This is a genomic window from Comamonas sp. JUb58, from assembly GCF_004364775.1.
Classification (GTDB): domain Bacteria; phylum Pseudomonadota; class Gammaproteobacteria; order Burkholderiales; family Burkholderiaceae_C; genus Comamonas.
Genome location: NZ_SOAL01000007.1, coordinates 1 through 21,603 on the forward strand (window position 1 = coordinate 1; position 21,603 = coordinate 21,603).

A 21,603-nucleotide genomic window follows, 5' to 3' on the forward strand; every position below is an offset into this window, starting at 1 on the left:
AGCGTGTAATCGCTCTGTGTCCGCTTAGTCCTAGACTCCATCTTGCTTATCCCTTTGGGTAAGTCCAAGGTGTCAACGCTAATACGGACGGGTCAAGGTATAAAAAAAGAGCCCGGAAGAATCCGGGCTCTTTTTGCTGGCTATGCCAGGAGCCTTCATTTAACGCCTAAAGATAGGTGAGTCGTTTGGCTTGTGGCATCCAGTCGCAAATGGGTGTCGCGAGTCGCAAACAATACGACGCCTTACGGGCCGACTGCCCATCACACATCAATATTCCCCGCCCGCAACGCATTGGTCTCGATAAAGTCACGGCGTGGTTCCACCTCGTCGCCCATCAGCATCGTGAAGACGCGGTCGGCTTCGATGGCGTCGCCGACCTTGACCTGCAGCAGGCTGCGGACTTCGGGGTCCATCGTGGTTTCCCAGAGCTGGCCGGGGTTCATCTCGCCCAGGCCTTTGTAGCGCTGGCGCGCGGTGGTGCGTTCGGCTTCGCTGATGAGCCATTTCATGGCTTCGCGGAAATCGCCCACTTTCTCGACCTTGGCTTTTTCGCCTTCGCCACGGGTGACCTTGGCGCCTTCGGCGAGCAGGCCGTGGAAGTTCTGGGCTTCGGCGGCCAGTGCTGCGTAGTCCTGGCCTTCGACAAACTCTTGGGTCAGGATGGAGCTCTTGATGTTGCCGTGGTGGTGGCGGCTGATGCGCAGGATCGGCTTTTCGGTGTGCGGATCGAGCTCACCAGTCACCTCGGCGGGCACGCCGGTGGTGGTCAGCTCGCGCAGCTTGGCCTCTAGCACGGGGGCGCAAACCATGGCGTCGTCCAGCGTGTCGAGGCGGATCTGCACGCCGTCGGCGATGGCGCGCAGTGCTTCGGCGTCCAGGTAGGACGAGAGGCGATCAATGACGGTTTCGGCCGCCAGGTGCATGGCCGCCAGGCGGCTGAGCTCTTCACCATCGATGTTGCGGGGGTTGGCGCCGCCAGTGCTGACGCTGGCGCCTTGCAGCGCCACGCGCAGCAGGAACTGGTTCAGCGCAGGGCCGTCCTTCAGGTACAGCTCTTCCTTGCCGTTCTTGACCTTGTACAGCGGTGGCTGCGCAATGTAGATGTGGCCGGCTTCGACCAGGTCAGGCATCTGGCGGTAGAAGAAGGTCAGCAGCAGGGTGCGGATGTGGGCGCCGTCGACGTCCGCATCGGTCATGATGATGATGCGGTGGTAGCGCAGCTTGGCGAGGCTGTAGTCGTCGTTGCTGCTCTTGCCCGAGTCTTCGCTCACCTTGCCGATGCCGGTGCCCAGCGCGGTGATCAGGGTGACGATTTCGCTGCTGGAGAGCAGCTTTTCGTAGCGGGCTTTTTCCACGTTCAGGATCTTGCCGCGCAGCGGCAGGATGGCCTGGAACTTGCGATCGCGGCCTTGCTTGGCCGAGCCACCTGCGGAGTCACCCTCGACGATGTAGATTTCAGACAGCGCCGGGTCTTTTTCCTGGCAGTCGGCCAGCTTGCCGGGCAAGCCCATGCCGTCGAGCACGCCTTTGCGGCGCGTCATTTCGCGGGCCTTGCGGGCGGCTTCACGGGCGCGGGCGGCTTCGACGATCTTGTTGCAGATGATCTTGGCGTCGTTGGGCTTTTCTTCCAGGTACTCGGTCAGCAGCTTGCCGACGATGTCTTCGACGGGTGCGCGCACTTCGCTGGAGACCAGCTTGTCCTTGGTCTGGCTGCTGAACTTGGGCTCAGGCACCTTGACGCTGAGCACCGCGCACAGGCCTTCGCGCATGTCGTCGCCGGTCACTTCAACCTTGGCCTTCTTGGCCAGGTCATGGTCGGCGATGTACTTGCCGATGACGCGGGTCATCGCCGCGCGCAGGCCAGTCAAATGGGTACCGCCATCGCGCTGGGGGATGTTGTTGGTGAAGCACAGCACCTGCTCGTTGTAGCCGTCGTTCCACTGCATGGCCACTTCAACACCGATCTCGGTGCCGGGGATGCCGCCATAAGTTTCGGCCGGGCGGCTGCCTTCGGCGTGGAACACGGAGGGGTGCAGCACCTTCTTGGTGCCGTTGATGAACTCGACAAAGCCCTGCACGCCGCCGGCGCCGGAGAAGTCGTCTTCCTTGCCATCGCGCTCGTCCTTGAGGCGGATGCGCACGCCATTGTTCAGGAAGGACAGCTCGCGCAGGCGCTTGGCCAGCACTTCGTAGCGGAACTCGTAGTTTTCCTTGAAGATTTCCTGGTCGGGCAGGAAGTGCACTTCGGTGCCGCGCTTTTCGGTCGCGCCAACGATGCGCATGGGAGAGACTTCGACGCCGCCGATGACCTCGATCAGGCGGTTTTGCACAAAGCCGCGCGAGAAGTCGATCTGGTGCACCTGGCCTTCGCGGCGCACGATGAGCTTGAGCTTGATGGACAGCGCGTTCACGCAGGACACGCCCACGCCGTGCAAACCGCCCGAGACCTTGTAGCTGTTCTGGTTGAACTTGCCGCCAGCGTGCAGCTCGGTCAGTGCGATTTCAGCGGCCGAGCGCTTGGGCTCGTGCTTGTCGTCCATCTTCACGCCGGTGGGAATGCCGCGGCCGTTGTCCACCACCGACAGCGAGCCGTCGGCATGGATGGTCACCAGGATGTCGTCGCAATAGCCGGCCAGGGCCTCATCGATGGAGTTGTCTACCACTTCGAACACGAGGTGGTGCAGGCCGGTGCCGTCCGAGGTATCGCCGATGTACATGCCCGGGCGTTTGCGCACAGCCTCCAGCCCTTCCAGGATCTGGATGGCGCCTTCGCCATAGCCGCCGGCATCGGGGCCTGGCGTGCTGGGGGATTGTTCCGGCTGGTTTTCTGCGGTCATGAAGCTGCCTTGGTACTGCACTGGCAGGGCGCGGCGCCCTGCCATGTCTTTGAATCAAATAAATCTCGGTCCTGCGCCGGCCTGCATCTGCCAGCCGGCGCATGGGTCGTGTCCGTCGCTTACATGCGCATCGGCATGACCACGTACTTGAAGGTGTCGTTTTCCGGGTTGGTGATCAGCGCCGAGTTGTTGTTGTCGGCAAAGTCGATGCGCACCATGTCCTGGCCCATGTTGGAGAGCACATCGATCAGGTAGGTGACGTTGAAGCCGACTTCGACAGCCGGGCCGCCGTAGTCGATGTCCAGCTCGTCCACAGCCTCTTCCTGCTCGGCGTTGTTGGCCGCAATGCGCAGGGTGCCGGGCTCGATGGTCAGGCGCACGCCCTTGAACTTGTCGCTGGTCATGATGGCCGTGCGCTGCATGCTGGCCAGCAGTGGCGCGCGGCCCAGGGTAATGCTGTTGGGGTGGTTGCGCGGGATGACGCGGTTGTAGTCGGGGAACTTGCCCTCGACCAGCTTGGTGACGAATTCCATGCCGGCAAAGGTGAAGCGCGCCTGGTTGCTGGCGAACTGCATCTCGATGACGGGTTGGTTGTCGCCGCTGGCGTCCGACAGGAGGCGCTGGAGTTCCAGCACGGTCTTGCGCGGCAGAATCACTTCCTGCTTGGGCACTTCCACATCCAGCGTGGCGCTGGCAAAGGCTAGGCGGTGGCCGTCGGTGGCCACCAGGCTCAGGGTGTTGCCCTCGGCCACGAACAGGATGCCGTTCAGGTAGTAACGGATGTCCTGCACGGCCATCGCGAACGAGACCTGGCTCATCAGGTCCTTGAGCACCTTTTGCGGCACGCTGAACACGGGGCCAAAGGAGGGCGCCTCTTGCACCAGCGGGAAGTCTTCCGCAGGCAGGGTCTGCAAGGTGAAGCGGCTCTTGCCACCCTTGAGGATCATCTTGGACTGCTGCGTCTCCAGGCTCACGGTCTGGTCGCTGGGCATGGTCTTCAGAATGTCGATCAGTTTGCGGGCGCCCACGGTGGTGGTGAAGTCACCCATGTCACCGCCCAGCTCGGCCGTGGTGCGGATCTGGATTTCCAGATCGCTGGTGGTCAGCTGCAGGGCATTGCCGGTCTTGCGGATCAGCACATTGGCCAGAATCGGCAAAGTGTGGCGCCGCTCGACAATACCGGCGACCGACTGCAGTACTGCGATGACTTTGTCTTGTGTGGCCTTCAGAACAATCATTTCAACCTCTTGTCAAATTGCGGTGTTGTTGTGGACGGCAGTTGTGCACGGAGCCCCCTCTGCACCTGTCCCATTTGCCATTGTGCCTGCGGCGCGCAGGCAATTGGCGAAATCAAAAAATTCCATCGGCTAGCCCTTGAGGGTCTGCTCCAGCACGTGCAATTGCTGGTTCAGCTCGGTCAATTGCTGGCGTTCGCCACCGATCTTGCGCACGGCGTGCAGCACGGTGGTGTGGTCGCGACCGCCAAACAGCTCGCCAATCTCCGGCAGGCTTTTCTGGGTCAGCTCCTTGGCCAGATACATGGCAATCTGGCGCGGGCGGGCAATGCTGGCCGGGCGCTTCTTGCTGTACATGTCGGCGACCTTGATCTTGTAGTAGTCCGCGACGGTCTTCTGGATGTTCTCCACGCTGATCTGGCGGTTCTGGATCGACAGCAGATCGCGCAGCGCCTCACGGGCCAGCTGGATGGAGATTTCCTTCTGGTTGAAGCGCGAGTAAGCGAGGATCTTGCGCAGCGCGCCTTCGAGCTCGCGCACATTGGAGCGCACGTTCTTGGCGACGAAGAAGGCCACTTCCTCGGGCATCTCCGTGCCTTCAACCCTCGACTTGTTGATCAGAATCGCGACGCGCATTTCCAGCTCGGGCGGCTCGATGGCCACCGTCAGGCCGGAGTCAAAGCGCGAGACCAGGCGCTCGTGGATGTTGGCCAGACCCTTGGGATAGGTGTCGGACGTCATCACGATGTGGCTCTTCTTGGCCAGCAGCGCTTCAAAAGCGTTGAAGAACTCTTCCTGCGTGCGGTCCTTGTTGGCAAAAAACTGCACATCGTCGATCAGCAGCAGATCGAGCGAGTGGTAGCGCTCCTTGAACTCGTCAAAGGTGCGGCGCTGGTAGGACTTGACCACATCCGAGACGAACTGCTCGGCATGGATGTAGAGAACTTTGGCGTCCGGGTTGTCGGCCAGCAGCTTGTTGCCCACCGCATGCACCAAGTGGGTCTTACCCAGACCGACGCCGCCGTAGATGAACAAGGGGTTGTACAGATGGCCGGGCGAGGCTGCCACGTGCATGGCCGCCGAGCGTGCCATGCGGTTGGCGGTACCTTCGACCAGCGTGTCGAACGTGAGCACCGGGTTCAGGCGGTTGCGGAAGTTGCCACTGGCATTGCCGGTATCGCCCTCGGCGCTGCTGGGCTGGCCCTGCGGCGCGGGGCTGGCGTCGCTGATCTGGATGCTGTTGCGGTACTGCTCGGCCGCGTTGGCGGCAGCCTGGCCGGGGTTGCGGCTGGCAGGCCCGTACGAAGGCCCCAGGCCCATGCCCGACGAGGTGCCGCTGCCTTGCGCGGACGCGGCCAGCGCGCCACCGCTGCGCACAGGCGGGCGAACGACGGTGCGCACAGCAGCATCGCGCTGGGCAATCGCCAACTCGATGGCCACGGGTTGTCCGTAGGTTTCTTCCAGCATGGCGGCCAGGCGGCCGGTGTATTGGGCGCGAATCCAGTCAAGCTTGAAACGGTTGGCCACATAGAGCGTGACCTTGGACAAGTCGTCCGACACGACAGCGGTCAGCGGCTTGATCCAGGTGTTGAACTGTTGCTCGGGCATTTCTTGGGCGAGTTGCTCTACAACTGCACGCCACAAACCTTGGCCCAGGCTGGCTTCATCCATTGTTATCCCACGGAAAGATTCGTCCCCCACGCTGTTGTTATTGTGGATAAGGGGGAAGGTTGATCGGCCGCCTATTGTAGCTTGTGCAAAAGTTATCCACACAACGGACTTGTCTGCACAAACCCCATGCTCGGGTTTCCTTGATGGGCTGGCGGCCGACTTGGCAAAAGTCTGCGCATATTACAGAAAAAACCGAGGACAAAGCCAAGTAATTGCCAAGGACAGTAAACACTGCGATAATTTGCGGTTTCCCTGCATGTCAGGGCGAATTTTTACGCGCGTGTCCGTCCGCGCTGGCAACCAAGCTTGTTAAGTTTGTTCCGTTGCCATGGGGGTGGTCCGCACTATTTCACCGGTGTTGCGCTTGAGCAGGGCTTGAGCTTGGTTGCCTTTGTGTTCATTTATGGACGCAAGCAGCCAACAAACCGGAACCAAGCCTCTCTAGGAATTGCATCATGAAACGTACTTACCAACCTTCCAAAGTTCGCCGCGCCCGTACCCACGGTTTCCTCGTCCGCATGAAGACCAAGGGTGGCCGCGCTGTTATCAACGCACGCCGCGCCAAGGGCCGCAAGCGTCTGGGCCTGTAAGGCTGACAGGGTGACGGGCACCCCCTGGGTGCCAGGTAGTGCACCAGTGGGTGACACTTATGCATCGCCTTAAGACTCGCCCTCAATTCCAAGCCGCCATGGCAGGTGGCACCATCGCCCGTACGGCGCACTTTGCGCTGCACAGGCTGGTTTTGCCTGCCGACGCCTCGGGCAGCGATGCTGCCCCATCAGGGCCTGGTGACCAACCTGCCAAGGTTGTGCCACCGGCTCTTTTTGCGTTTGAGGCGACCTGGTTGGGTGCCATGGTGCCCAAGCGCTGGGCACGCCGCGCGGTCACGCGCAACGCCATCAAGCGGCAGATCTATGCTGTTGCTGCGCTGCATGAGGCGCAGCTGCCGGTGGCCGCCCACGTGGTGCGCCTGCGCAGCACCTTTGACCGCAAGCAGTTCATCAGCCCCAGCTCCGACGTGCTCAAGCAAGCGGTGCGGGCCGAGCTGATGCAGCTGTTTGCCCGGGCGCACAAGAACAGCCAGCCGGCCAAAGCCGAGCGCAACGAAGGCGCCAAGGCGCTTAGCGTATGATGCAACGCTTGCTCATGGGTTTGGTACGCGGCTACAGGCTGCTGCTGAGCCCTTGGCTAGGTTCTGCCTGCCGGTTCGAGCCCACGTGCTCTGCCTATTCATTGCAGGCGCTGGAACAGCACGGTGCTGCCATGGGCAGCTATTTGACAGTGCGCCGCCTGGTGCGCTGCCATCCCTGGTGCGAGGGCGGCCATGACCCGGTCCCCGCGCATCCACGCTGGTTCAGTCGTCTGGTGACTCCCGCCGATTCATCCTCTTCCCCCTCTGAGAAGTCTTCATGAACGATATTCGCCGCACCATCTTGTGGGTGATATTTGGTTTCTCCCTGGTCCTGCTCTGGGACAAGTGGCAAATCCACAATGGTCGCAAACCCACATTTTTCCCCACACCTGAGGTGACGGCCCAGGCGCCTGCAGATGCAGTCAGCACCGACAACGGTCTGCCCGCTGCCAGCGCCGCCAGCCCTGCGGCGCCTGCAAACGCCAGCAACGTGCCCGGCACGGCCGGCGCCGATGCTGCAGCCCCCGCTGCTGCACGCGAAAAGCTGACCGTGGCCTCCGACCTGCTGCGCCTGACCTTCGACAGCGAAGGCGCATCCTTGATCGGTGCCGAGCTGCTCAAGTACGCCGACCAGGACGACAAGACCAAGCCCGTGAAGCTGCTCGACGAGAGCGCCAACCGCGTTTACGTGGCCCAGACCGGTCTGATTGGTGGCAACTTCCCGACCCACAAGACGGCGATGACCCTCAAGCCCGGTCCGCGCGAGCTGGCTGATGGCCAGAACGAGCTGAACGTGGTGTTCGAGTCGCCTGATCTGGGCGGCGTCAAGCTGGTCAAGACCTGGACCCTCAAGCGCGGCGACTACGCGATTGGCCTGAAGCAAGATGTGGTGAACACCGGCTCTGCCGCAGTCAACCCCCAGCTGTACCTGCAGCTGACGCGTGATGGCAACAAGCCTGCCGGCGAATCCTCGTTCTACTCCACCTTCACCGGTCCTGCTGTCTACACCGAAGCCAAGAAGTACCACAAGGTCGACTTCAAGGACATCGAAAACGGCAAGACAGACAGCGTGGACAAGGCTGCAGACAACGGCTACGTGGCCATGGTCCAGCACTACTTTGCCAGCGCCTGGCTGCTGCCCCAAGGCACGCAGCGCGACATCTATGTGCGCAAGGCCGGCACCAACCTGTACTCGGTGGGCGAGATCACCCACCTGGGCGAGATTGCTCCCGGCCAGAGCAAGGCCATCGATGCGCGCCTGTTCGTGGGCCCGCAGATCGAAAAGACCCTGGAAGCCATCGCTCCTGGTCTGGAACTGGTCAAGGACTACGGCTGGGTGACGATTCTGGCCAAGCCGCTGTACTGGCTGCTCGACAAGCTGCACGGCTTCATCGGCAACTGGGGCTGGTCGATCGTGGCGCTGGTGATGCTGCTGAAGATTGCGTTCTACTGGCTCAATGCCAAGGCCTACGCATCGATGGCCAAGATGAAGGCGATCAACCCCCGCATCATGGAGATGCGTGAACGCCTCAAGGACAAGCCCCAGCAGATGCAGCAGGAGATGATGCGCATCTACCGCGAAGAGAAGGTCAACCCCATGGGTGGTTGCTTCCCGATCGTGATCCAGATCCCCGTGTTCATCGCGCTGTACTGGGTGCTGCTGTCGTCGGTGGAAATCCGCAACGCGCCTTGGATCGGCTGGATCCATGACCTGTCGGTGCCCGATCCGTTCTTCATCCTGCCTGTGCTGATGACCCTGTCGTCGCTGCTGCAGACGGCGCTGAACCCCGCACCACCCGATCCGATGCAAGCCAAGATGATGTGGATCATGCCGCTGATGTTCAGCGTGATGTTCTTCTTCTTCCCGGCCGGCCTGGTGCTGTACTGGCTGACCAACAACTTGCTGTCGATTGCCCAGCAGTGGATCATCAATACCCGAATGGGTGTGCCACCGCAGTTCAATCTGCCAAAGTTCAAGTAGCCGGCATTTGTCAATGCAGGGATTGCCTAGGCGGGCATTCCCGGATACCTCTCCCAAACGGTCGCATCAGCGACCGTTTTTTCGTTAGCATGACTTGTTTGAAAATGTGTTCAACAAACAAGGGGTTGAGGTATGGCGAAAGTATCGGTTTTTCGACCTAGCGCGCTAGCGCTGGCAGTGTTGATCTGTGCAGGTGCAGCCCAGGCGGCCACCTTGCGCTGGGCAGGTGCCAACGACATCCTGACCCTGGACCCCCACGCACAGAACCACCAGACCACCCATGCTTTCCTGCAGCAGGTCTATGAGCCCCTGGTGCGCTATGGCAAGGACTTCCAGCTGGAGCCGGCACTGGCCACCAAGTGGACCGAGGTGAGCCCCACCCAGTGGCGCTTCGAGCTGCGCAAGGGCGTTAAATTCCACGACGGCGCGCCCTTCACCGCCGATGACGTGGTCTTCTCGCTGACCCGCATCATGACCCCGCCATCGAACATGATGAGCGCTACCCAGAGCATCAAGGAAGTCAAGAAGGTCGATGACTTCACCGTCGATCTGATCCTCAAAGGCCCCAACCCCATTCTGCTGCGCGAGCTGACCGAAGCACGCATCATGAACAAGGCCTGGGCCGAGAAGAACAACGCCGTCAAGACCCAGGATTACGCCGGCAAGGAAGAAAGCTACTCCAGCCGCAACACCAATGGCACGGGCTCCTTCGTGGCCGTCAGCTGGCAGCCCGATGTGAAGCTGACCCTGAAGAAGAACGCCGCCTGGTGGGACAAGCCCACCGGCAATGTGGACGAAATCGTCTTCACCCCCATCAAGTCGGCCGCCACCCGCACTGCTGCGCTGATCTCCAACCAGGTGGACTTCATGGTCGACCCACCACCACAAGACCAGGAGCGCATCAAGAAGACCGCCGAGCTGAAGCTGCTCGAAGGCACCGAAAACCGCACCATCTACCTGGGCCTAGACGTGTTCCGCGACGAGCTGCCAGGCGCTGGCACCCCGGGCAAGAACCCGATGAAGGATGTGCGCGTGCGCAAGGCCATGTACATGGCCATTGACACCGAAGGCCTGCACAAGCGCACCATGCGCGGCATGTCGATCACCGCGGGCACCATGGTGGCGCCAATGGTGCACGGCTGGAGCAAGGAACTGGAAGAGCGTGCCGCCAAGTACGACGTCGAAGGCGCCAAGAAACTGCTGGCCGAAGCGGGCTACCCCAATGGCTTCAACCTGAAGCTCGAATGCCCGAACGACCGCTATGTGAACGACGAGGCCATCTGCCAGGCCGTCACCGCCATGTGGACCCGCATTGGCATCAAGACCAGCCTGCAAGCCACGCCGATGGCCCAGTTTGTGACCCGCGTGATGAACTCCGACCCGAACGCCTACCTGTTCGGCTGGGGTGTGGCCACCTTTGATGCGCTCTACTCGCTGGATGCACTGATCCACAGCAAGGGCGCAGCGGGCGGCGGTGTCTACAACGGCGGCCGCATTGCCGACAAGGAGCTGGACGCCAAGATCGACGCGTTGAAGACCGAGACCGACACGGCCAAGCGCGATGCCTTGATGAACGACGCTTTGAAGATGGCCAAGGACAACTTCTACACCATCCCGGTGCACCACCAGATCTTCCCTTGGGCCATGCGCAAGGGCATCGACACCGTCTACCGCGCCGATGCACGCCCCATCCCCGCCTGGACCACGATCAAGTAAGCCTGCTTGATCCGACCACCCCAAAGCCTGCGCCAGCAGGCTTTTTTCATGGGCGGCGGGGTGGGTGCAGGGCGGACACCGGGCCGGCCAATAGCCTGCGGCGCAGGCGGCTGGCGCTGCCGCCCGATAATGTGGGGCTTGCCCCCACTAGAGCCAGAGACCTGCCCATGCTTGCCCGCCACCACGATCCGATTGTTGCCATTGCCACTGCCCCCGGGCGCGGAGCGGTGGGCATTGTGCGGGTGTCGGGCAAGGCGATTGCGCCGCTGGTCGAGCGCCTCTGCGGCAAGGCCCTGAAGCCGCGCGAGGCCAGCTACCTGCCTTTCAAGGCGGCGGATGGCCAGGCCATCGACCAAGGCCTGGCCTTGTACTTCCCAGCGCCGCACAGTTACACCGGGGAGGACGTGCTGGAGCTGCAGGCCCACGGCGGCCCGGTGGTGCTGCAGTTGCTGCTGGCCCGCTGCCTGGAGGCCGCGCAGGCAGAGGCAGACAGTGGCAAGCCGCTGCTGCCCAATCTGCGCCTGGCCGAGCCGGGGGAGTTTACCGAGCGCGCTTTTCTGAACGACAAGATCGACCTGGCCCAGGCCGAGGCGATTGCCGACCTGATCGACGCCAGCACCGAAGCGGCGGCACGCAGCGCCAGCCGCTCGCTGACCGGCGCGTTCTCGCAAGAGGTACACCGCCTGCGCGACGCGCTGGTGCACCTGCGCATGCTGGTTGAGGCGACCCTGGATTTCCCCGAAGAGGAAATCGACTTTCTGCAAAAGGCCGATGCCTATGGCCAGCTGGACCAGCTGCGCGCCACCGTGCAGGCCGTCATGCAGCGCACCCGCCAGGGCGCCTTGCTGCGCGAGGGCATCAAGGTCGTGATCGCCGGCCAGCCCAATGCCGGCAAAAGCTCCCTGCTCAACGCGCTGGCGGGTGCCGAGCTGGCCATCGTCACCCCCATTGCTGGCACCACGCGCGACAAGGTTGCGCAGACCATCCAGATCGAAGGTGTGCCCCTGCATGTGATCGACACCGCCGGCCTGCGCGAGAGCAGCGACGAGGTCGAGCGCATCGGCATTGCCCGCGCCTGGGAAGAAATCGCCGCCGCCGATGCCGTGCTGTTTCTGCACGACCTGACCCGCATGGCCGAGCCCGACTATGCCGAGGCCGACCGCCAGATCGCCGCCAACCTGCAGCAGCAACTGCCCGCCACCGTGCCGGTGCTGCAGGTCTGGAACAAGGCCGATGCGCTGACCCCCTACGAGGCCCGCCGGCAAAGTGCCGAGGCCGCTACGCAGTTCAACACCGCTGCTGCCGCTGCCCCGGCGGGCGAGCAGGCCCCGCTGGTGCTGTCGGCCAAAACCGGCGATGGCCTGGACACCCTGCGCCAGCAACTGCTGGCCATAGCCGGCTGGCAGCCCGCCGCCGAAGGCACCTACATCGCCCGCGCCCGCCATGTGCAGGCGCTGCAACAAGTCGAAGAGCACCTGGACATCGCCCATGCCCAACTGCATGTGGACAGCCCTGCACTCGACCTGCTGGCCGAAGAGCTGCGCCTGGCCCAGCATGCGCTGAATGCCATCACCGGCGAATTCACGTCGGATGATTTGCTGGGTGTGATTTTTTCGAGCTTTTGTATTGGCAAATAAGCCAGTCCGCCCGCTTAGTGCGGTGCGCTAGCGGCGCTTTCTGCAGCATCCCCCCGAGGCAACACCAGCACCGCCTCCAACCCACCCCCATCCGCCGCGCGCAACAACAGCTCCCCACCATGGGCCTGTGCCACTGTCTGCGCAATCGACAGCCCCAGCCCCACCCCGCCGGAATCGGCATTGCGGGAGTGCTCCATGCGGTAGAAGGGCTCCAGCACCCTTGCCATCTGCGCGGCGGGGATGCCCGGGCCGTGGTCGCGCACGTGGATGCGCAGCTGTTGGCCATCGTCGTCGACATGCAACTGCGCATCGCCGGCATAGCGCAGCGCGTTTTCCACCAGGTTCTGCAGGCCCCGGCGCAGGCTTTGGGCGTAGCCGGTATAGGGTTGCAGCGCCTGGCCGCTGACGGGCACCGGCAGGCCGCTGGACTCGTGCATGTCTTGTGCCACGCCATGCACCAGCGCATTGATGTCCATGGTCTGGCGCGGGCCGCTGGCGTGGGCGCCGGTGAGCATGTCGAGGGTGGAGGCGACCATGTGCTCCATTTCTTCCAGGTCCTTGCGGAACTTGGCGCGCAGCGCATCAGGCTCCAGCATTTCAGCGCGCAGGCGCAGCCGGGTGATGGGGGAGCGCAGGTCATGCGATACGGCGGCCAGGAAGCGGGTGCGCTCGGCGAGACCTTCGTTGATTTTTTGCTGCATCGCATTGAAGGCCTGGGCTGCCTGCTGCACTTCGCGCGGGCCCCGCGCATCCATCGGCGGGCTTTGCAGGTTGCGGCCCAGCGCTTCGGCGGCAGCGGCCAGGCGCTGCAGGGGACGCATGGCCAGGCGCACTGCCACCAGGGCCACGGCCACAATCACCAGGCTGCGCAGCAGGTAGACGCGCAGTACATAGTCAGCCAGCGCCTGCAGGGGCCGCACGGGCTGGCCGATTTCGCCTTCCTGCGCATCGATCTGCAGCCAGGGGCCGTCCTGCAGTTGCAGCAGCAGACGCACATGGGTTTCGGGTTTGTCGGCCAACAGCACGGGGCTACGGCGGCCGTCGGTACTGCGCTCGCCCAGCAGCGCCAACTGCTGCAATTGCAGCGGCACGGCCTGGCCCAGGCGCTCGCGCACCACCTGGCCCATCAAGGCCTGGGCTTCGGGGTAGGGCGAGGTCTGCGTGGCATCGGGTGCATCGACCAGATGCAACTGGTAGCGGCTGCCTTGCCACTGCGCCAGCAGCGCGGCACGCTGCTCGGGCGGGCTGGCTTGCAGCAAGGCCAGCGTATCGGCGCTGCGTGCCGCCACCAGGCGCAAGGGCACATCCAGCAGTTGGCTGCGGCGCATTTCCCACCAGATGGTGCCGGTCATCGCCTGGGCGGCCAGCATGCCGATGACCAGGATGGCGGCGATGCGGCCGGACAGGGTTTGCGGCCACAGCCGCGCTAACCACGACAACCAGTGGGGGAGCCAGCGGCCTGCGCGCTGGGCGGTGGGAACGATGGGGGCGGTGCTCACGCCAGCGTCTCGACCTCGCAGGCGAGCACATAGCCGGCATTGCGCACGGTGCGCAGCAGCTGGGCCTGGCGTGGCTGGGGCTCCAGGTGCTGGCGCAGGCGGCTGATGCAGACATCAACGGCGCGGTCCAGCGCCTGGCGCTCGCGGCCAAAGGTGTATTCGGCCAGGTAGTCACGGCTCAGGGTGCGCTGCGGGTTCTGCGCCAGCGCGCAGAGCACGCGGTAGTCCGACTGGGCCAGGCTGATCAGCAGGCCCTTGGGGTCATGCAGGCTGCGGCTTTGCATGTTCAAGGTCCAACCGGCAAAACGCAGGGTGGCCAGGTGCTCGGGCTCGTGCATCGATGCCGGCACCTGGCGCGTGCGCCGCAGGACGCCAGTGATGCGGGCCAGCAGCTCGCGCGGGTCAAAGGGCTTGGGCAGGTAGTCGTCGGCCCCCATCTCCAGCCCCAGGATGCGGTCCATCAGCGCGCCGCGCGCCGTCAGCATCACCACGGCGATGGGGGTGCGCTCGCGCAGGCTGCGGCACAGCGCCAGGCCATCGACGCCGGGCAGCATCAGGTCCAGCACCACCAGGTCGGCGCTGTGGCGGGCCAGCCAGTCCCACATGGCCTGGCCATCGGCCACGGCAGCTGCCTGCATGCCCTGGGCGCGCAGGTAGTCGCAGAGCAGCTCGCGGATCTCGGGGTCGTCATCGACCACCAGGATGCGGGCCTTGCCGGGCAGGCTGGCGAGGGGCGGCGAGGTCACGGTTTTCTCCGGATAAGTAATGGATTGTGTTGGAGGGCGGGGGGAAAACATGGCATTGCAAATCAGGCGGGCGGTGGCGGCTGGGCCGCTGCGGCGCTGATTAGAGTGGCGGCTCACTGATCAATAAGAACGATTTTCATTCTAGTTTGTTGTGACCATGACCGCATTGAAGCTCTTCCCGGCACTGCAAGCTGCAGGCACATCCCTGGTCCGCATGCCGGCCCTTTTTCGTACTGCCGCACAAGCGGGCATGCGCTTGCGCGCGCTGGGTGTGGCGCTGGGGCTGGGCCTGGCCACGGGTCTGACCATGGCTGCTCCGGCGCAAGCTGCAGCGGAGGCCCCAGCCGCGCAGGGCAGCACCGTGGTGGATATCGTCGGCCGCACCGTGCAGATCCCCGCCAAGGTGGAGCATATTCTGCTGGGCGAGGGCCGCTTTCTGTATGCGCTGGCGCTGATGGAGGGCGCTGAGCCCTTGAAGCGCATTGTGGGCTGGCAAGGCGAGCTGGCCTTTGCCGATCCCAATGGCTGGGCGGCCTACCAGCAGCGCTTTCCGCAGATCACGCAGATTCCGCTGATTGGCCGTACCTCGGAAGACAGCGTCAGCTACGAGAAATCGGTGTCCACCCAGCCCGATATCGCCATCTTTGGCCTGGGCGGCCATGGCCCGGGCCGCCAAAGCAGCCTGGTGCAGGCGCTGGAGAAGTCCGGCGTGCCCGTGGTGTTCATCGACTTCCGCGCCCAACCGGTGCGCAATACCGCCAGGAGCATCCGCATCCTGGGCCAGGCGGTGCACCGCGAGGCGCAGGCCAATGCCTATGCCGATTTCTACGAGACGCATCTGCAGCGCGTGCAGTCGCGGGTCAAGGACATCCCTGCGCAGCAGCGCCCACTGGTGTTTGCCGAGCTGCTGGCCGGTGTCTGGGATGGCTGCTGCCACACGGCCGGCAAAGGCAATGTGGGTGAGTTCATTGACGCCGCTGGTGGCATCAACATCGCGGCAGGCAAGATCCCCGGCGCGATTGGCGACCTGAACCAGGAAGCACTGATCGCCCAGGACCCGGCTGTGTACATCGCCACAGGCAGCCGGCCCCAGGGCAGCCGCCCCATGGTGCGGGCGGGCGAAGGGGTGAGCGCCGCGCAACTGGGCAGCAGCCTGCGTGAGCTGACCCAGCGCCCGGGTTTTGAGACGCTGAGCGCCGTGCGCTCGGGCCGCGCCCATGGCCTGTGGCACAACTTCTACGATGCGCCCACCAATATCCTGGCGATCGAGGCCATGGCCAAGTGGTTCTACCCCGAGCGCTTTGCCGATGTGGACCCGCAGGCGACGATGGCCGAGATCAACCAGCGCTTCTTGCCGGCGCTGCCGATGCAAGGCGCGTACTGGGGCGATATCGCCCCCTTGAAGGCCAAGCCATGAGGGTTGCCGTGCCGCCGCTGGCCGCAGGCGCGGCTGGCCTGGCAGGGGCGGCCAGCCCTGCGGTGGATGGGGCCCAGGCCCGCCAGCGCGCCCAGGCCTACCAGCGCCTGACGGGCTGGCGCCTGCTGGTGCTGGCGCTGCTGGCCGGTGCGATTGTCGCGGCCCTGCTGTTTGACTTCACCACCGGCCCATCGGGCCTGGCGCTGCCGCAGCTGCTGCAAACCCTGTACACGCCCGATGCCGCGCCGCCAGCGCTGCGTGTGATTGTCTGGGACATCCGCCTGCCCTATGCCTTGATGGCGGTGGCCGTCGGCCTGGCGCTGGGCCTGGCGGGCGCCGAGATGCAGACCGTGCTGGCCAACCCGCTGGCCAGCCCATTTACCTTGGGGCTCTCGTCGGCCGCCGCCTTTGGCGCAGCGCTGGCGATTGTGCTGGACTGGAGCCTGCCGGGCATACCCTCCTCCTGGGCGGTGCCGGCCAATGCCTTTGTGTTTGCGATGGCCTCGGCCTTGCTGCTTGATCTGGTGGCCCGCTGGGGTGGCATGAGCGCCACCGGCGTGGTGCTGTTTGGCATTGCGCTGGTGTTCAGCTTCAATGCGCTGGTGTCCTTGCTGCAGTTTGTGGCGACGGCCGAGGCCTTGCAGGGCTTGGTGTTCTGGACCATGGGCAGCCTCTCGCGGGCGACCTGGCCCAAGCTGGGTGCGCTGGCCTTGGCCTTGGCGGTGGTGCTGCCGCTGTCCATGCGCAATGCCTGGCGGCTGACCGCGCTGCGCCTGGGTGAGGACCGCGCGGCCAGCTTTGGTGTGGATGTGCGGCGCCTGCGCCTGGGCGCGCTGCTGCGCATCAGCCTGCTGGCGGCCCTGTCGGTGGCCTTTGTCGGCAGCATCGGTTTTATTGGCCTGGTCGCACCGCATATTGCGCGCCGGCTGGTGGGCGATGACCACCGCTTTTACCTGCCGGCCTCGGCCTTGACTGGAGCGCTGGTGCTGTCCTTGGCCTCGGTGGCGTCCAAGGCGCTGGTGCCGGGCGTCATTGTGCCGGTGGGCATTGTCACCTCGCTGGTGGGCATTCCCTTCTTTCTGGCCATTGTGCTGCGCACCCGGGGGCGGGCATGAGCGGCGGCGGTTTGCAGATCAGCGGACTGCATGTGGCCTATGGCCGGCGCGTGGTCATTCCTTCGTTGTCGGTGGCCGATCTGCAGCCGGGCACCGTCACCGTGGTGCTGGGCCCCAATGGCAGTGGCAAATCGACCTTTTTGCGCGCGCTGGCGGGGCTGACCCGTGCCAGCGGCCAGGTGCGCTTGCAAGGGCAGTCGCTGGACAAGGCCAGCCTGGCAGAGCGCGCCCGACGCGTGGTCTACCAGCCCCAGGCCTTGCCGGCGGCGGTGCATCTGCGCGTGATCGAATCGCTGATGGCGGCGCGCAAGGCCTCGCCCCACAGCCTGCATGCAGGCGCGGAGCCGGCCCAGGATGCCGTCATGCAGTGCGCCGCTTTGCTGCAGCAACTGGGCATTGACCACCTGGCGATGCGCCACCTCGATGAGCTATCGGGCGGCCAGGCACAGCTGGCCGGCCTGGCGCAGGCGCTGATCCGCCAGCCCCAGGTGCTGATGCTCGATGAGCCGCTGTCGGCGCTGGACCTGAACCACCAGTTCCATGTGATGGCGCTGGTGGGTGAGCAGACCCGGCGCAGCGGCATGGTCACCCTGGTGGTGCTGCATGACCTGGGCCTGGCGCTGCGCCATGCCGACCGTGTGCTGGTGCTGCAGAACGGCGAGCTGCAGGCCGATGGCCTGCCCAGCGATGCGATCAACCCCGAACTGCTGGCCCGTGTCTATGGCGTGCAGGCCCGTGTCGAGCCCTGCTCGCGCGGCATTCCGCAGGTGATGGTGGATGGCCTGCTGGCCTGAACGGCTGCCCATGCACCGCCTCAGCGCCGATTCCCTCTTTCTTAACGACCCAAGCGACCAACCATGAAGATCTCTCTGCACCACCTCGCCCTTTGCGCCGCCACCCTGGGCGCCAGCAGCGCCGCCTTCGCGCAGCCCGCTGCGCCCGCATCCGCGCCAGCACCGGTCTGTGAAGCCCATGTACAAGGCCAGCCGGGCAAAAAATTTGACCTGACCGAGCTGCGCGTGAGCAAGCGCTGCGCGCAGTTCACCGTGCACCTGCTGCACACCGGCAAAAAGCCTTGGCAGGAAGCGGGCCACAACTGGGTGCTGACGCGCAGCAAGGACACCGAGGCGGTGATCCGCGAAGGCCAGCGTTCCGGCCCCGAGCGCGCCTGGCTCAGCCGAGGCGATGCCCGCGTGCTGGCTGCCACCCAGATGCTGTCGGGCGGCGAGCATGCCTCGGTGAGCTTCCCGGTCGAGCGCCTGAGCAAGGGCGAGGACTACACCTACTTCTGCTCCTTCCCCACGCATGCCGAGCCTATGCGCGGCAAGCTGGTGGTTGTTGACTAAGCCCAGCAACCAGTAACCGGCGGCCCAGCCTCAGCTGGGCATGCGGTAGGCCAGCACCTTGAGGGCCCGGTCGGGCGAGACATCGGCAAAGATCGCGGGGTTGGCCACCTGCTCGATGAACTCCAGCTCCGGCGCCAGCTCGGCCATCTGATCTTGCAAGAAGGCCAGTGGCAGCTCGGGGGCGTTCAGGCAGAGCAGCGCAAAGCCGCCGGGAGCCAGCAGATCGGGCAGGCGCTTGATCAGGCGCGCGTAATCCTTGGTGGCGACAAAGCTGCCCTTTTGGTAGCTGGGCGGGTCCATGATCACCAGCTGGTACGGCCCGGTGCGGGTGATCTTGCCCCAGCTGCTGAAAATGTCATGGCCCCAGAACTGGCCGCCCGCCAGCTGGTTGAGCCGATGGTTCTGCTGGCCGCTGGCCAGCGCGGCCTTGCTCATATCAATATTGACCACCTGGCCGGCGCCCGCCTGCAGCGCCGCTACCGAGAACGCGCAGGTGTAGGCGAACATATTGAGCACGGTGCAACGCTCCGGGTCGGGCTGGCGCGCAATGAACTGGCGCACCCAGCGCCGGCCCTCGGCCATGTCCAGAAACAGGCCATGGTTTTGCCCGCGCAGCACATGCACCTGGTAGCGGGCATCGTCTTCCTGCACGGTATGGGGCTCGGGCAGGCTGCCCTGGACCAGGCGGGTCTCGGCCGCGCCCAAGGCCCGGCATTGGTAGACCCAGGTCAGCGGCTCGCCCGGGTAGAGCTGCTGCCAGCGCTGCTGCAGCGCATCCCCCACGCTTTGCAGCGCCTCATCGGCCAGTGGCGCAAAGCTGGTCAGCACCACTGCGGGTGGGTACAGGTCCAGCGACAGGTGTTCGCAGCCGGGAAACAGGCCGCCTCGGCCGTGGAAGAGGCGTTGCGCCTGCTGGCTCGCGGGCATGGTGGCGATGGCCTCTAGTAATGCATGCATGGCATCAAAAATACGTCTAGGAGAAAAAGAGGGGGCGGCTTGCTTGGTCAGGAATTGTGGGCTGGACGAAACTGCTTACAAATTTTTGTCCTACCGCTCAGCCATTGTGCAGCCGCTAGGTTAGATTTCTTGGATTAGGAATTTCGATAGATCACTGGTGGATCCACCGCCAGGATTGCGGAGGAGGATCCCATGTTCAGTAGCGCCAATGACATCAAGCCCCTGGTGACAGCCATCAACAATTGCCAGGACGAGGAAAGCATGATCAACCCGCTGACGGCTGCGCAGTGGGAGATCCTGGCCCCTTATCTGACGCAGACCCAGCTGGCGGCATCGCAGGTGCTGTTTCAGCAGGGTACGCAGGAGCGCACCCTGTTTTTCGTCGAAAGCGGCAGCCTCAGCGTGCATTTCGAGGATGAAAAGCAGCGCATTCGCCTGGCCATCGTCGGCGCGGGCTCCATTGTCGGCGAAGGCGCGTTCTTCTCGCACCAGCCGCGCAATGCCACCGTGCAGGCGGTGGCCGGTTGCCGCCTCTGGGGGCTGTCGAGCATTCGCTTTACCGAATTGTGTAACCGCCAGCCCACCGTGGCCGTGGCGCTGGCCATGGCGGCCGGATCGGTGCTGGCCAAGCGCCTGGGCAACCGAAAACGCCGCGTTGCCGCAACATAAAGCTTGGCATTGGTCAAATCGCGCGCGCTTTTCTGACCAGGGTATGCAATACTTCTCCCTACAATTACAAACGCCTGTTGCGCGATGAAACGGGTGACCGTTGGGTATGCGCGGACAAGGAACAGCAAACCGAGGGTTTGCGGTTGACCCACAGCGTCCAGCCGCAGGCGGTACCCGCGTACGACGAGACTTGACAAAGTATCAAGCATCGCGTCCGCGGGGCAAATTCTGATCAGGGTAGGGAGTGGCATGTCTATATTTGCCAAATGGTTCAGTCGACCAGAAAAAAAATCGGCCTTTGCGCCCTTGGGGCCGCAAACCATGTTTGCCGAGCCGTTAGGCATGGGTCAGCACGATATGCTGGCCGCCCAGAGCCCCTTGGTGTCCGCCAGGCCCATGGCGGCTGCACCCCAGCACGACAGCGCTGCGCCGCGCCCCGGTGAGCGCTCGGCCCGCCGCGAGATGGTGTATTCAGCCGTGCGCGAATCCATGGTGCGCTCCGGCATTCTGTCGGCCGGTTACAAATTCAAGGTGCTGGCGCTGGACAAGCGCGCCACGCAGTTCATCGTGATGGTGGATCTGGCGCAGGAGCACTGCGCCTCGCCCGACAAGCTCACACAGATCGAGGCGCTGATCGCCTATTCGGCCAAGACCCGTTTCGAGATCGTCATCACCTCGGTGTACTGGCGCCTCAATGCCCAGCTGGGTGTGGTCAGCAGCAAGGCCGCCAGCGGCATTGCCGCGCCCCAGCCCGCCGTGGTGCCCGTGCCGCTGGGCATGGACCCGGTCGATGAAGCAGAAATTGCCGCCTTCAAGAAGGCCTTGCTGGAAGCGGCGATGAACCCGGTGCCGGCCTTGGATGGGACAGCACCGGCCAGCCGCCCTGCGACCAGTGCCGCGCCCCGGCCCGCACCCATTGTGCCGCCGGCCCGCAGCGCCGCGCACAACGCCCAGATCGCCCGTGAAGCCGCGCAACGCGGTGGTGCACCCGCGCCCACGGCAGACACCAGCTTTGGCGGCCTGAGCAATACCCAGTACGGCGATCTGCACTGAGCCGTTGTAGACCCTGGGCTTAGTGCCCCGCGAAATCCACCAAGGTGAACAGCGGCAGACCGGCATCGGTCAGCCGCTTGGAGCCGCCCAGCTCGGGCAGGTCGACAATGGCGGCGCCCTCCATCACCTGGGCGCCCAGCTTTTCCAGCAGATTCTTGCCGGCCATCATCGTGCCGCCGGTGGCAATCAGGTCGTCGACCAGCAGCACCTTGTCGCCGGGTTTCACGGCGTCGGCATGCAACTCCACGGTGGCGCTGCCGTATTCGAGCTCATAGGTCTCCTCCACCGTGGTGAAGGGCAGCTTGCCCTTTTTGCGGATCGGCACAAAGCCCACCTTGAGCTGGTAGGCGATGACGGCGCCGAGGATGAAGCCGCGCGCATCGAGCCCGGCCACCACATCGGGGCGCATGTCGCGAGACATGTAGCGGTGCACAAAGGCGTCGATCAGCACATGGAAGACCTGCGGGTTCTGCAGCAGCGGGGTGATGTCCCGGAACTGCACGCCCGGCGCTGGCCAGTCGGGAACGGTGCGGATGTGGTGACGCAAAAAGGCGTTGACGTCGGGAGCGTGCATGGTGGGGTCGCAGAGGGG

Annotated in this window: 19 protein-coding genes; 12 read left to right on the plus strand and 7 right to left on the minus strand. The window is 64.2% G+C overall.

Annotated elements, in window-relative coordinates; translation table 11 throughout:
• Positions 1-260 precede the first annotated feature (260 nt).
• From gyrB to dnaA, 3 genes are all read right to left on the minus strand, one after another.
• Complete coding sequence (gene gyrB, locus EDF71_RS08690; RefSeq protein ID WP_133856195.1) at positions 261-2,837, minus strand: DNA topoisomerase (ATP-hydrolyzing) subunit B; 2,577 nt, start codon at positions 2,835-2,837, stop codon at positions 261-263.
• A gap of 119 nt (positions 2,838-2,956) precedes the next feature.
• The gene (gene dnaN / locus EDF71_RS08695) at positions 2,957-4,075 is read right to left on the minus strand and encodes a DNA polymerase III subunit beta (protein WP_133856196.1); all 1,119 of its coding nucleotides are present in this window, start codon (positions 4,073-4,075) and stop codon (positions 2,957-2,959) included.
• A 129-nt stretch (positions 4,076-4,204) separates the two neighbouring features.
• Positions 4,205-5,743 carry a chromosomal replication initiator protein DnaA gene (gene dnaA / locus EDF71_RS08700; protein ID WP_133856197.1) on the minus strand — a complete coding sequence of 513 codons (1,539 nt, stop codon included), beginning with the start codon at positions 5,741-5,743 and terminating at the stop codon, positions 4,205-4,207.
• Between the two features lie 455 nt (positions 5,744-6,198).
• Here dnaA and rpmH point away from each other — a divergent pair, with 455 nt between their 5' ends.
• The 6 genes from rpmH (at position 6,199) to mnmE (ending at position 12,209) form a co-directional block, all read left to right on the plus strand.
• Positions 6,199-6,333, plus strand: coding sequence for a 50S ribosomal protein L34 (rpmH, locus tag EDF71_RS08705; RefSeq protein WP_084635723.1), 135 nt, complete (start codon positions 6,199-6,201; stop codon positions 6,331-6,333).
• A 59-nt stretch (positions 6,334-6,392) separates the two neighbouring features.
• Complete coding sequence (locus EDF71_RS08710; RefSeq protein WP_133856198.1) at positions 6,393-6,875, plus strand: ribonuclease P protein component; 483 nt, start codon at positions 6,393-6,395, stop codon at positions 6,873-6,875.
• A complete protein-coding gene (gene yidD / locus EDF71_RS08715) occupies positions 6,872-7,156 on the plus strand; it encodes a membrane protein insertion efficiency factor YidD (protein WP_084635722.1) in 285 nt (94 codons plus the stop codon). Before EDF71_RS08710 ends, yidD begins: the two co-directional genes overlap by 4 nt.
• Positions 7,153-8,856, plus strand: coding sequence for a membrane protein insertase YidC (gene yidC / locus EDF71_RS08720; protein WP_133856199.1), 1,704 nt, complete (start codon positions 7,153-7,155; stop codon positions 8,854-8,856). The genes yidD and yidC overlap by 4 nt, the downstream gene beginning before the upstream one ends.
• Positions 8,857-8,988: 132 nt before the next feature.
• Complete coding sequence (locus EDF71_RS08725) at positions 8,989-10,572, plus strand: ABC transporter substrate-binding protein (RefSeq protein WP_133856200.1); 1,584 nt, start codon at positions 8,989-8,991, stop codon at positions 10,570-10,572.
• A gap of 167 nt (positions 10,573-10,739) precedes the next feature.
• The gene (gene mnmE / locus EDF71_RS08730; RefSeq protein WP_133856201.1) at positions 10,740-12,209 is read left to right on the plus strand and encodes a tRNA uridine-5-carboxymethylaminomethyl(34) synthesis GTPase MnmE; all 1,470 of its coding nucleotides are present in this window, start codon (positions 10,740-10,742) and stop codon (positions 12,207-12,209) included.
• 14 nt (positions 12,210-12,223) lie between these two features.
• Here the strand turns inward: mnmE and EDF71_RS08735 are convergent, their stop codons facing one another.
• Together EDF71_RS08735 and EDF71_RS08740 are read right to left on the minus strand one after the other, a co-directional pair.
• Entirely contained in the window at positions 12,224-13,708 is a 1,485-nt protein-coding gene (locus EDF71_RS08735) for an ATP-binding protein (protein WP_243854233.1), read from the minus strand.
• Positions 13,705-14,505 carry a response regulator gene (locus tag EDF71_RS08740; RefSeq protein ID WP_133856202.1) on the minus strand — a complete coding sequence of 267 codons (801 nt, stop codon included), beginning with the start codon at positions 14,503-14,505 and terminating at the stop codon, positions 13,705-13,707. Before EDF71_RS08740 ends, EDF71_RS08735 begins: the two co-directional genes overlap by 4 nt.
• Positions 14,506-14,611: 106 nt before the next feature.
• Here EDF71_RS08740 and EDF71_RS08745 point away from each other — a divergent pair, with 106 nt between their 5' ends.
• The 4 genes from EDF71_RS08745 to azu all read left to right on the plus strand — a co-directional run bounded on the left by EDF71_RS08745 (position 14,612) and on the right by azu (position 18,332).
• Entirely contained in the window at positions 14,612-15,871 is a 1,260-nt protein-coding gene (locus EDF71_RS08745) for an ABC transporter substrate-binding protein (RefSeq protein ID WP_243854234.1), read from the plus strand.
• Positions 15,868-16,986, plus strand: coding sequence for an iron ABC transporter permease (locus EDF71_RS08750; RefSeq protein WP_166656490.1), 1,119 nt, complete (start codon positions 15,868-15,870; stop codon positions 16,984-16,986). Before EDF71_RS08745 ends, EDF71_RS08750 begins: the two co-directional genes overlap by 4 nt.
• Complete coding sequence (locus EDF71_RS08755) at positions 16,983-17,780, plus strand: ABC transporter ATP-binding protein (RefSeq protein ID WP_133856203.1); 798 nt, start codon at positions 16,983-16,985, stop codon at positions 17,778-17,780. Before EDF71_RS08750 ends, EDF71_RS08755 begins: the two co-directional genes overlap by 4 nt.
• Before the next feature lie 63 nt (positions 17,781-17,843).
• A complete protein-coding gene (azu, locus tag EDF71_RS08760; protein WP_133856204.1) occupies positions 17,844-18,332 on the plus strand; it encodes an azurin in 489 nt (162 codons plus the stop codon).
• A gap of 30 nt (positions 18,333-18,362) precedes the next feature.
• Here azu and EDF71_RS08765 read toward each other — a convergent pair whose 3' ends face one another.
• A complete protein-coding gene (locus EDF71_RS08765) occupies positions 18,363-19,289 on the minus strand; it encodes a class I SAM-dependent methyltransferase (RefSeq protein ID WP_133856205.1) in 927 nt (308 codons plus the stop codon).
• A gap of 192 nt (positions 19,290-19,481) precedes the next feature.
• Here EDF71_RS08765 and EDF71_RS08770 point away from each other — a divergent pair, with 192 nt between their 5' ends.
• Together EDF71_RS08770 and EDF71_RS08775 are read left to right on the plus strand one after the other, a co-directional pair.
• Complete coding sequence (locus EDF71_RS08770; RefSeq protein WP_021024746.1) at positions 19,482-19,958, plus strand: cyclic nucleotide-binding domain-containing protein; 477 nt, start codon at positions 19,482-19,484, stop codon at positions 19,956-19,958.
• 342 nt (positions 19,959-20,300) lie between these two features.
• The gene (locus EDF71_RS08775; RefSeq protein WP_166656491.1) at positions 20,301-21,011 is read left to right on the plus strand and encodes a hypothetical protein; all 711 of its coding nucleotides are present in this window, start codon (positions 20,301-20,303) and stop codon (positions 21,009-21,011) included.
• 19 nt (positions 21,012-21,030) lie between these two features.
• On the opposite strand, the gene EDF71_RS08780 is transcribed toward EDF71_RS08775, so the two are convergent.
• Entirely contained in the window at positions 21,031-21,585 is a 555-nt protein-coding gene (locus EDF71_RS08780) for an adenine phosphoribosyltransferase (protein WP_133856207.1), read from the minus strand.
• Positions 21,586-21,603 lie beyond the last annotated feature (18 nt).

Coding starts and splice junctions, on each gene's coding strand:
- gyrB (WP_133856195.1), bottom strand. CDS start 2,837: ATGACCGCAGAAAACCAGCCGGAACAATCCCCCAGCACGCCAGGCCCC.
- dnaN (WP_133856196.1), bottom strand. CDS start 4,075: ATGATTGTTCTGAAGGCCACACAAGACAAAGTCATCGCAGTACTGCAG.
- dnaA (WP_133856197.1), bottom strand. CDS start 5,743: ATGGATGAAGCCAGCCTGGGCCAAGGTTTGTGGCGTGCAGTTGTAGAG.
- rpmH (WP_084635723.1), top strand. CDS start 6,199: ATGAAACGTACTTACCAACCTTCCAAAGTTCGCCGCGCCCGTACCCAC.
- EDF71_RS08710 (WP_133856198.1), top strand. CDS start 6,393: ATGCATCGCCTTAAGACTCGCCCTCAATTCCAAGCCGCCATGGCAGGT.
- yidD (WP_084635722.1), top strand. CDS start 6,872: ATGATGCAACGCTTGCTCATGGGTTTGGTACGCGGCTACAGGCTGCTG.
- yidC (WP_133856199.1), top strand. CDS start 7,153: ATGAACGATATTCGCCGCACCATCTTGTGGGTGATATTTGGTTTCTCC.
- EDF71_RS08725 (WP_133856200.1), top strand. CDS start 8,989: ATGGCGAAAGTATCGGTTTTTCGACCTAGCGCGCTAGCGCTGGCAGTG.
- mnmE (WP_133856201.1), top strand. CDS start 10,740: ATGCTTGCCCGCCACCACGATCCGATTGTTGCCATTGCCACTGCCCCC.
- EDF71_RS08740 (WP_133856202.1), bottom strand. CDS start 14,505: ATGTTTTCCCCCCGCCCTCCAACACAATCCATTACTTATCCGGAGAAA.
- EDF71_RS08745 (WP_243854234.1), top strand. CDS start 14,612: ATGACCGCATTGAAGCTCTTCCCGGCACTGCAAGCTGCAGGCACATCC.
- EDF71_RS08750 (WP_166656490.1), top strand. CDS start 15,868: ATGAGGGTTGCCGTGCCGCCGCTGGCCGCAGGCGCGGCTGGCCTGGCA.
- EDF71_RS08755 (WP_133856203.1), top strand. CDS start 16,983: ATGAGCGGCGGCGGTTTGCAGATCAGCGGACTGCATGTGGCCTATGGC.
- azu (WP_133856204.1), top strand. CDS start 17,844: ATGAAGATCTCTCTGCACCACCTCGCCCTTTGCGCCGCCACCCTGGGC.
- EDF71_RS08765 (WP_133856205.1), bottom strand. CDS start 19,289: ATGCATGCATTACTAGAGGCCATCGCCACCATGCCCGCGAGCCAGCAG.
- EDF71_RS08770 (WP_021024746.1), top strand. CDS start 19,482: ATGTTCAGTAGCGCCAATGACATCAAGCCCCTGGTGACAGCCATCAAC.
- EDF71_RS08775 (WP_166656491.1), top strand. CDS start 20,301: ATGGGTCAGCACGATATGCTGGCCGCCCAGAGCCCCTTGGTGTCCGCC.
- EDF71_RS08780 (WP_133856207.1), bottom strand. CDS start 21,585: ATGCACGCTCCCGACGTCAACGCCTTTTTGCGTCACCACATCCGCACC.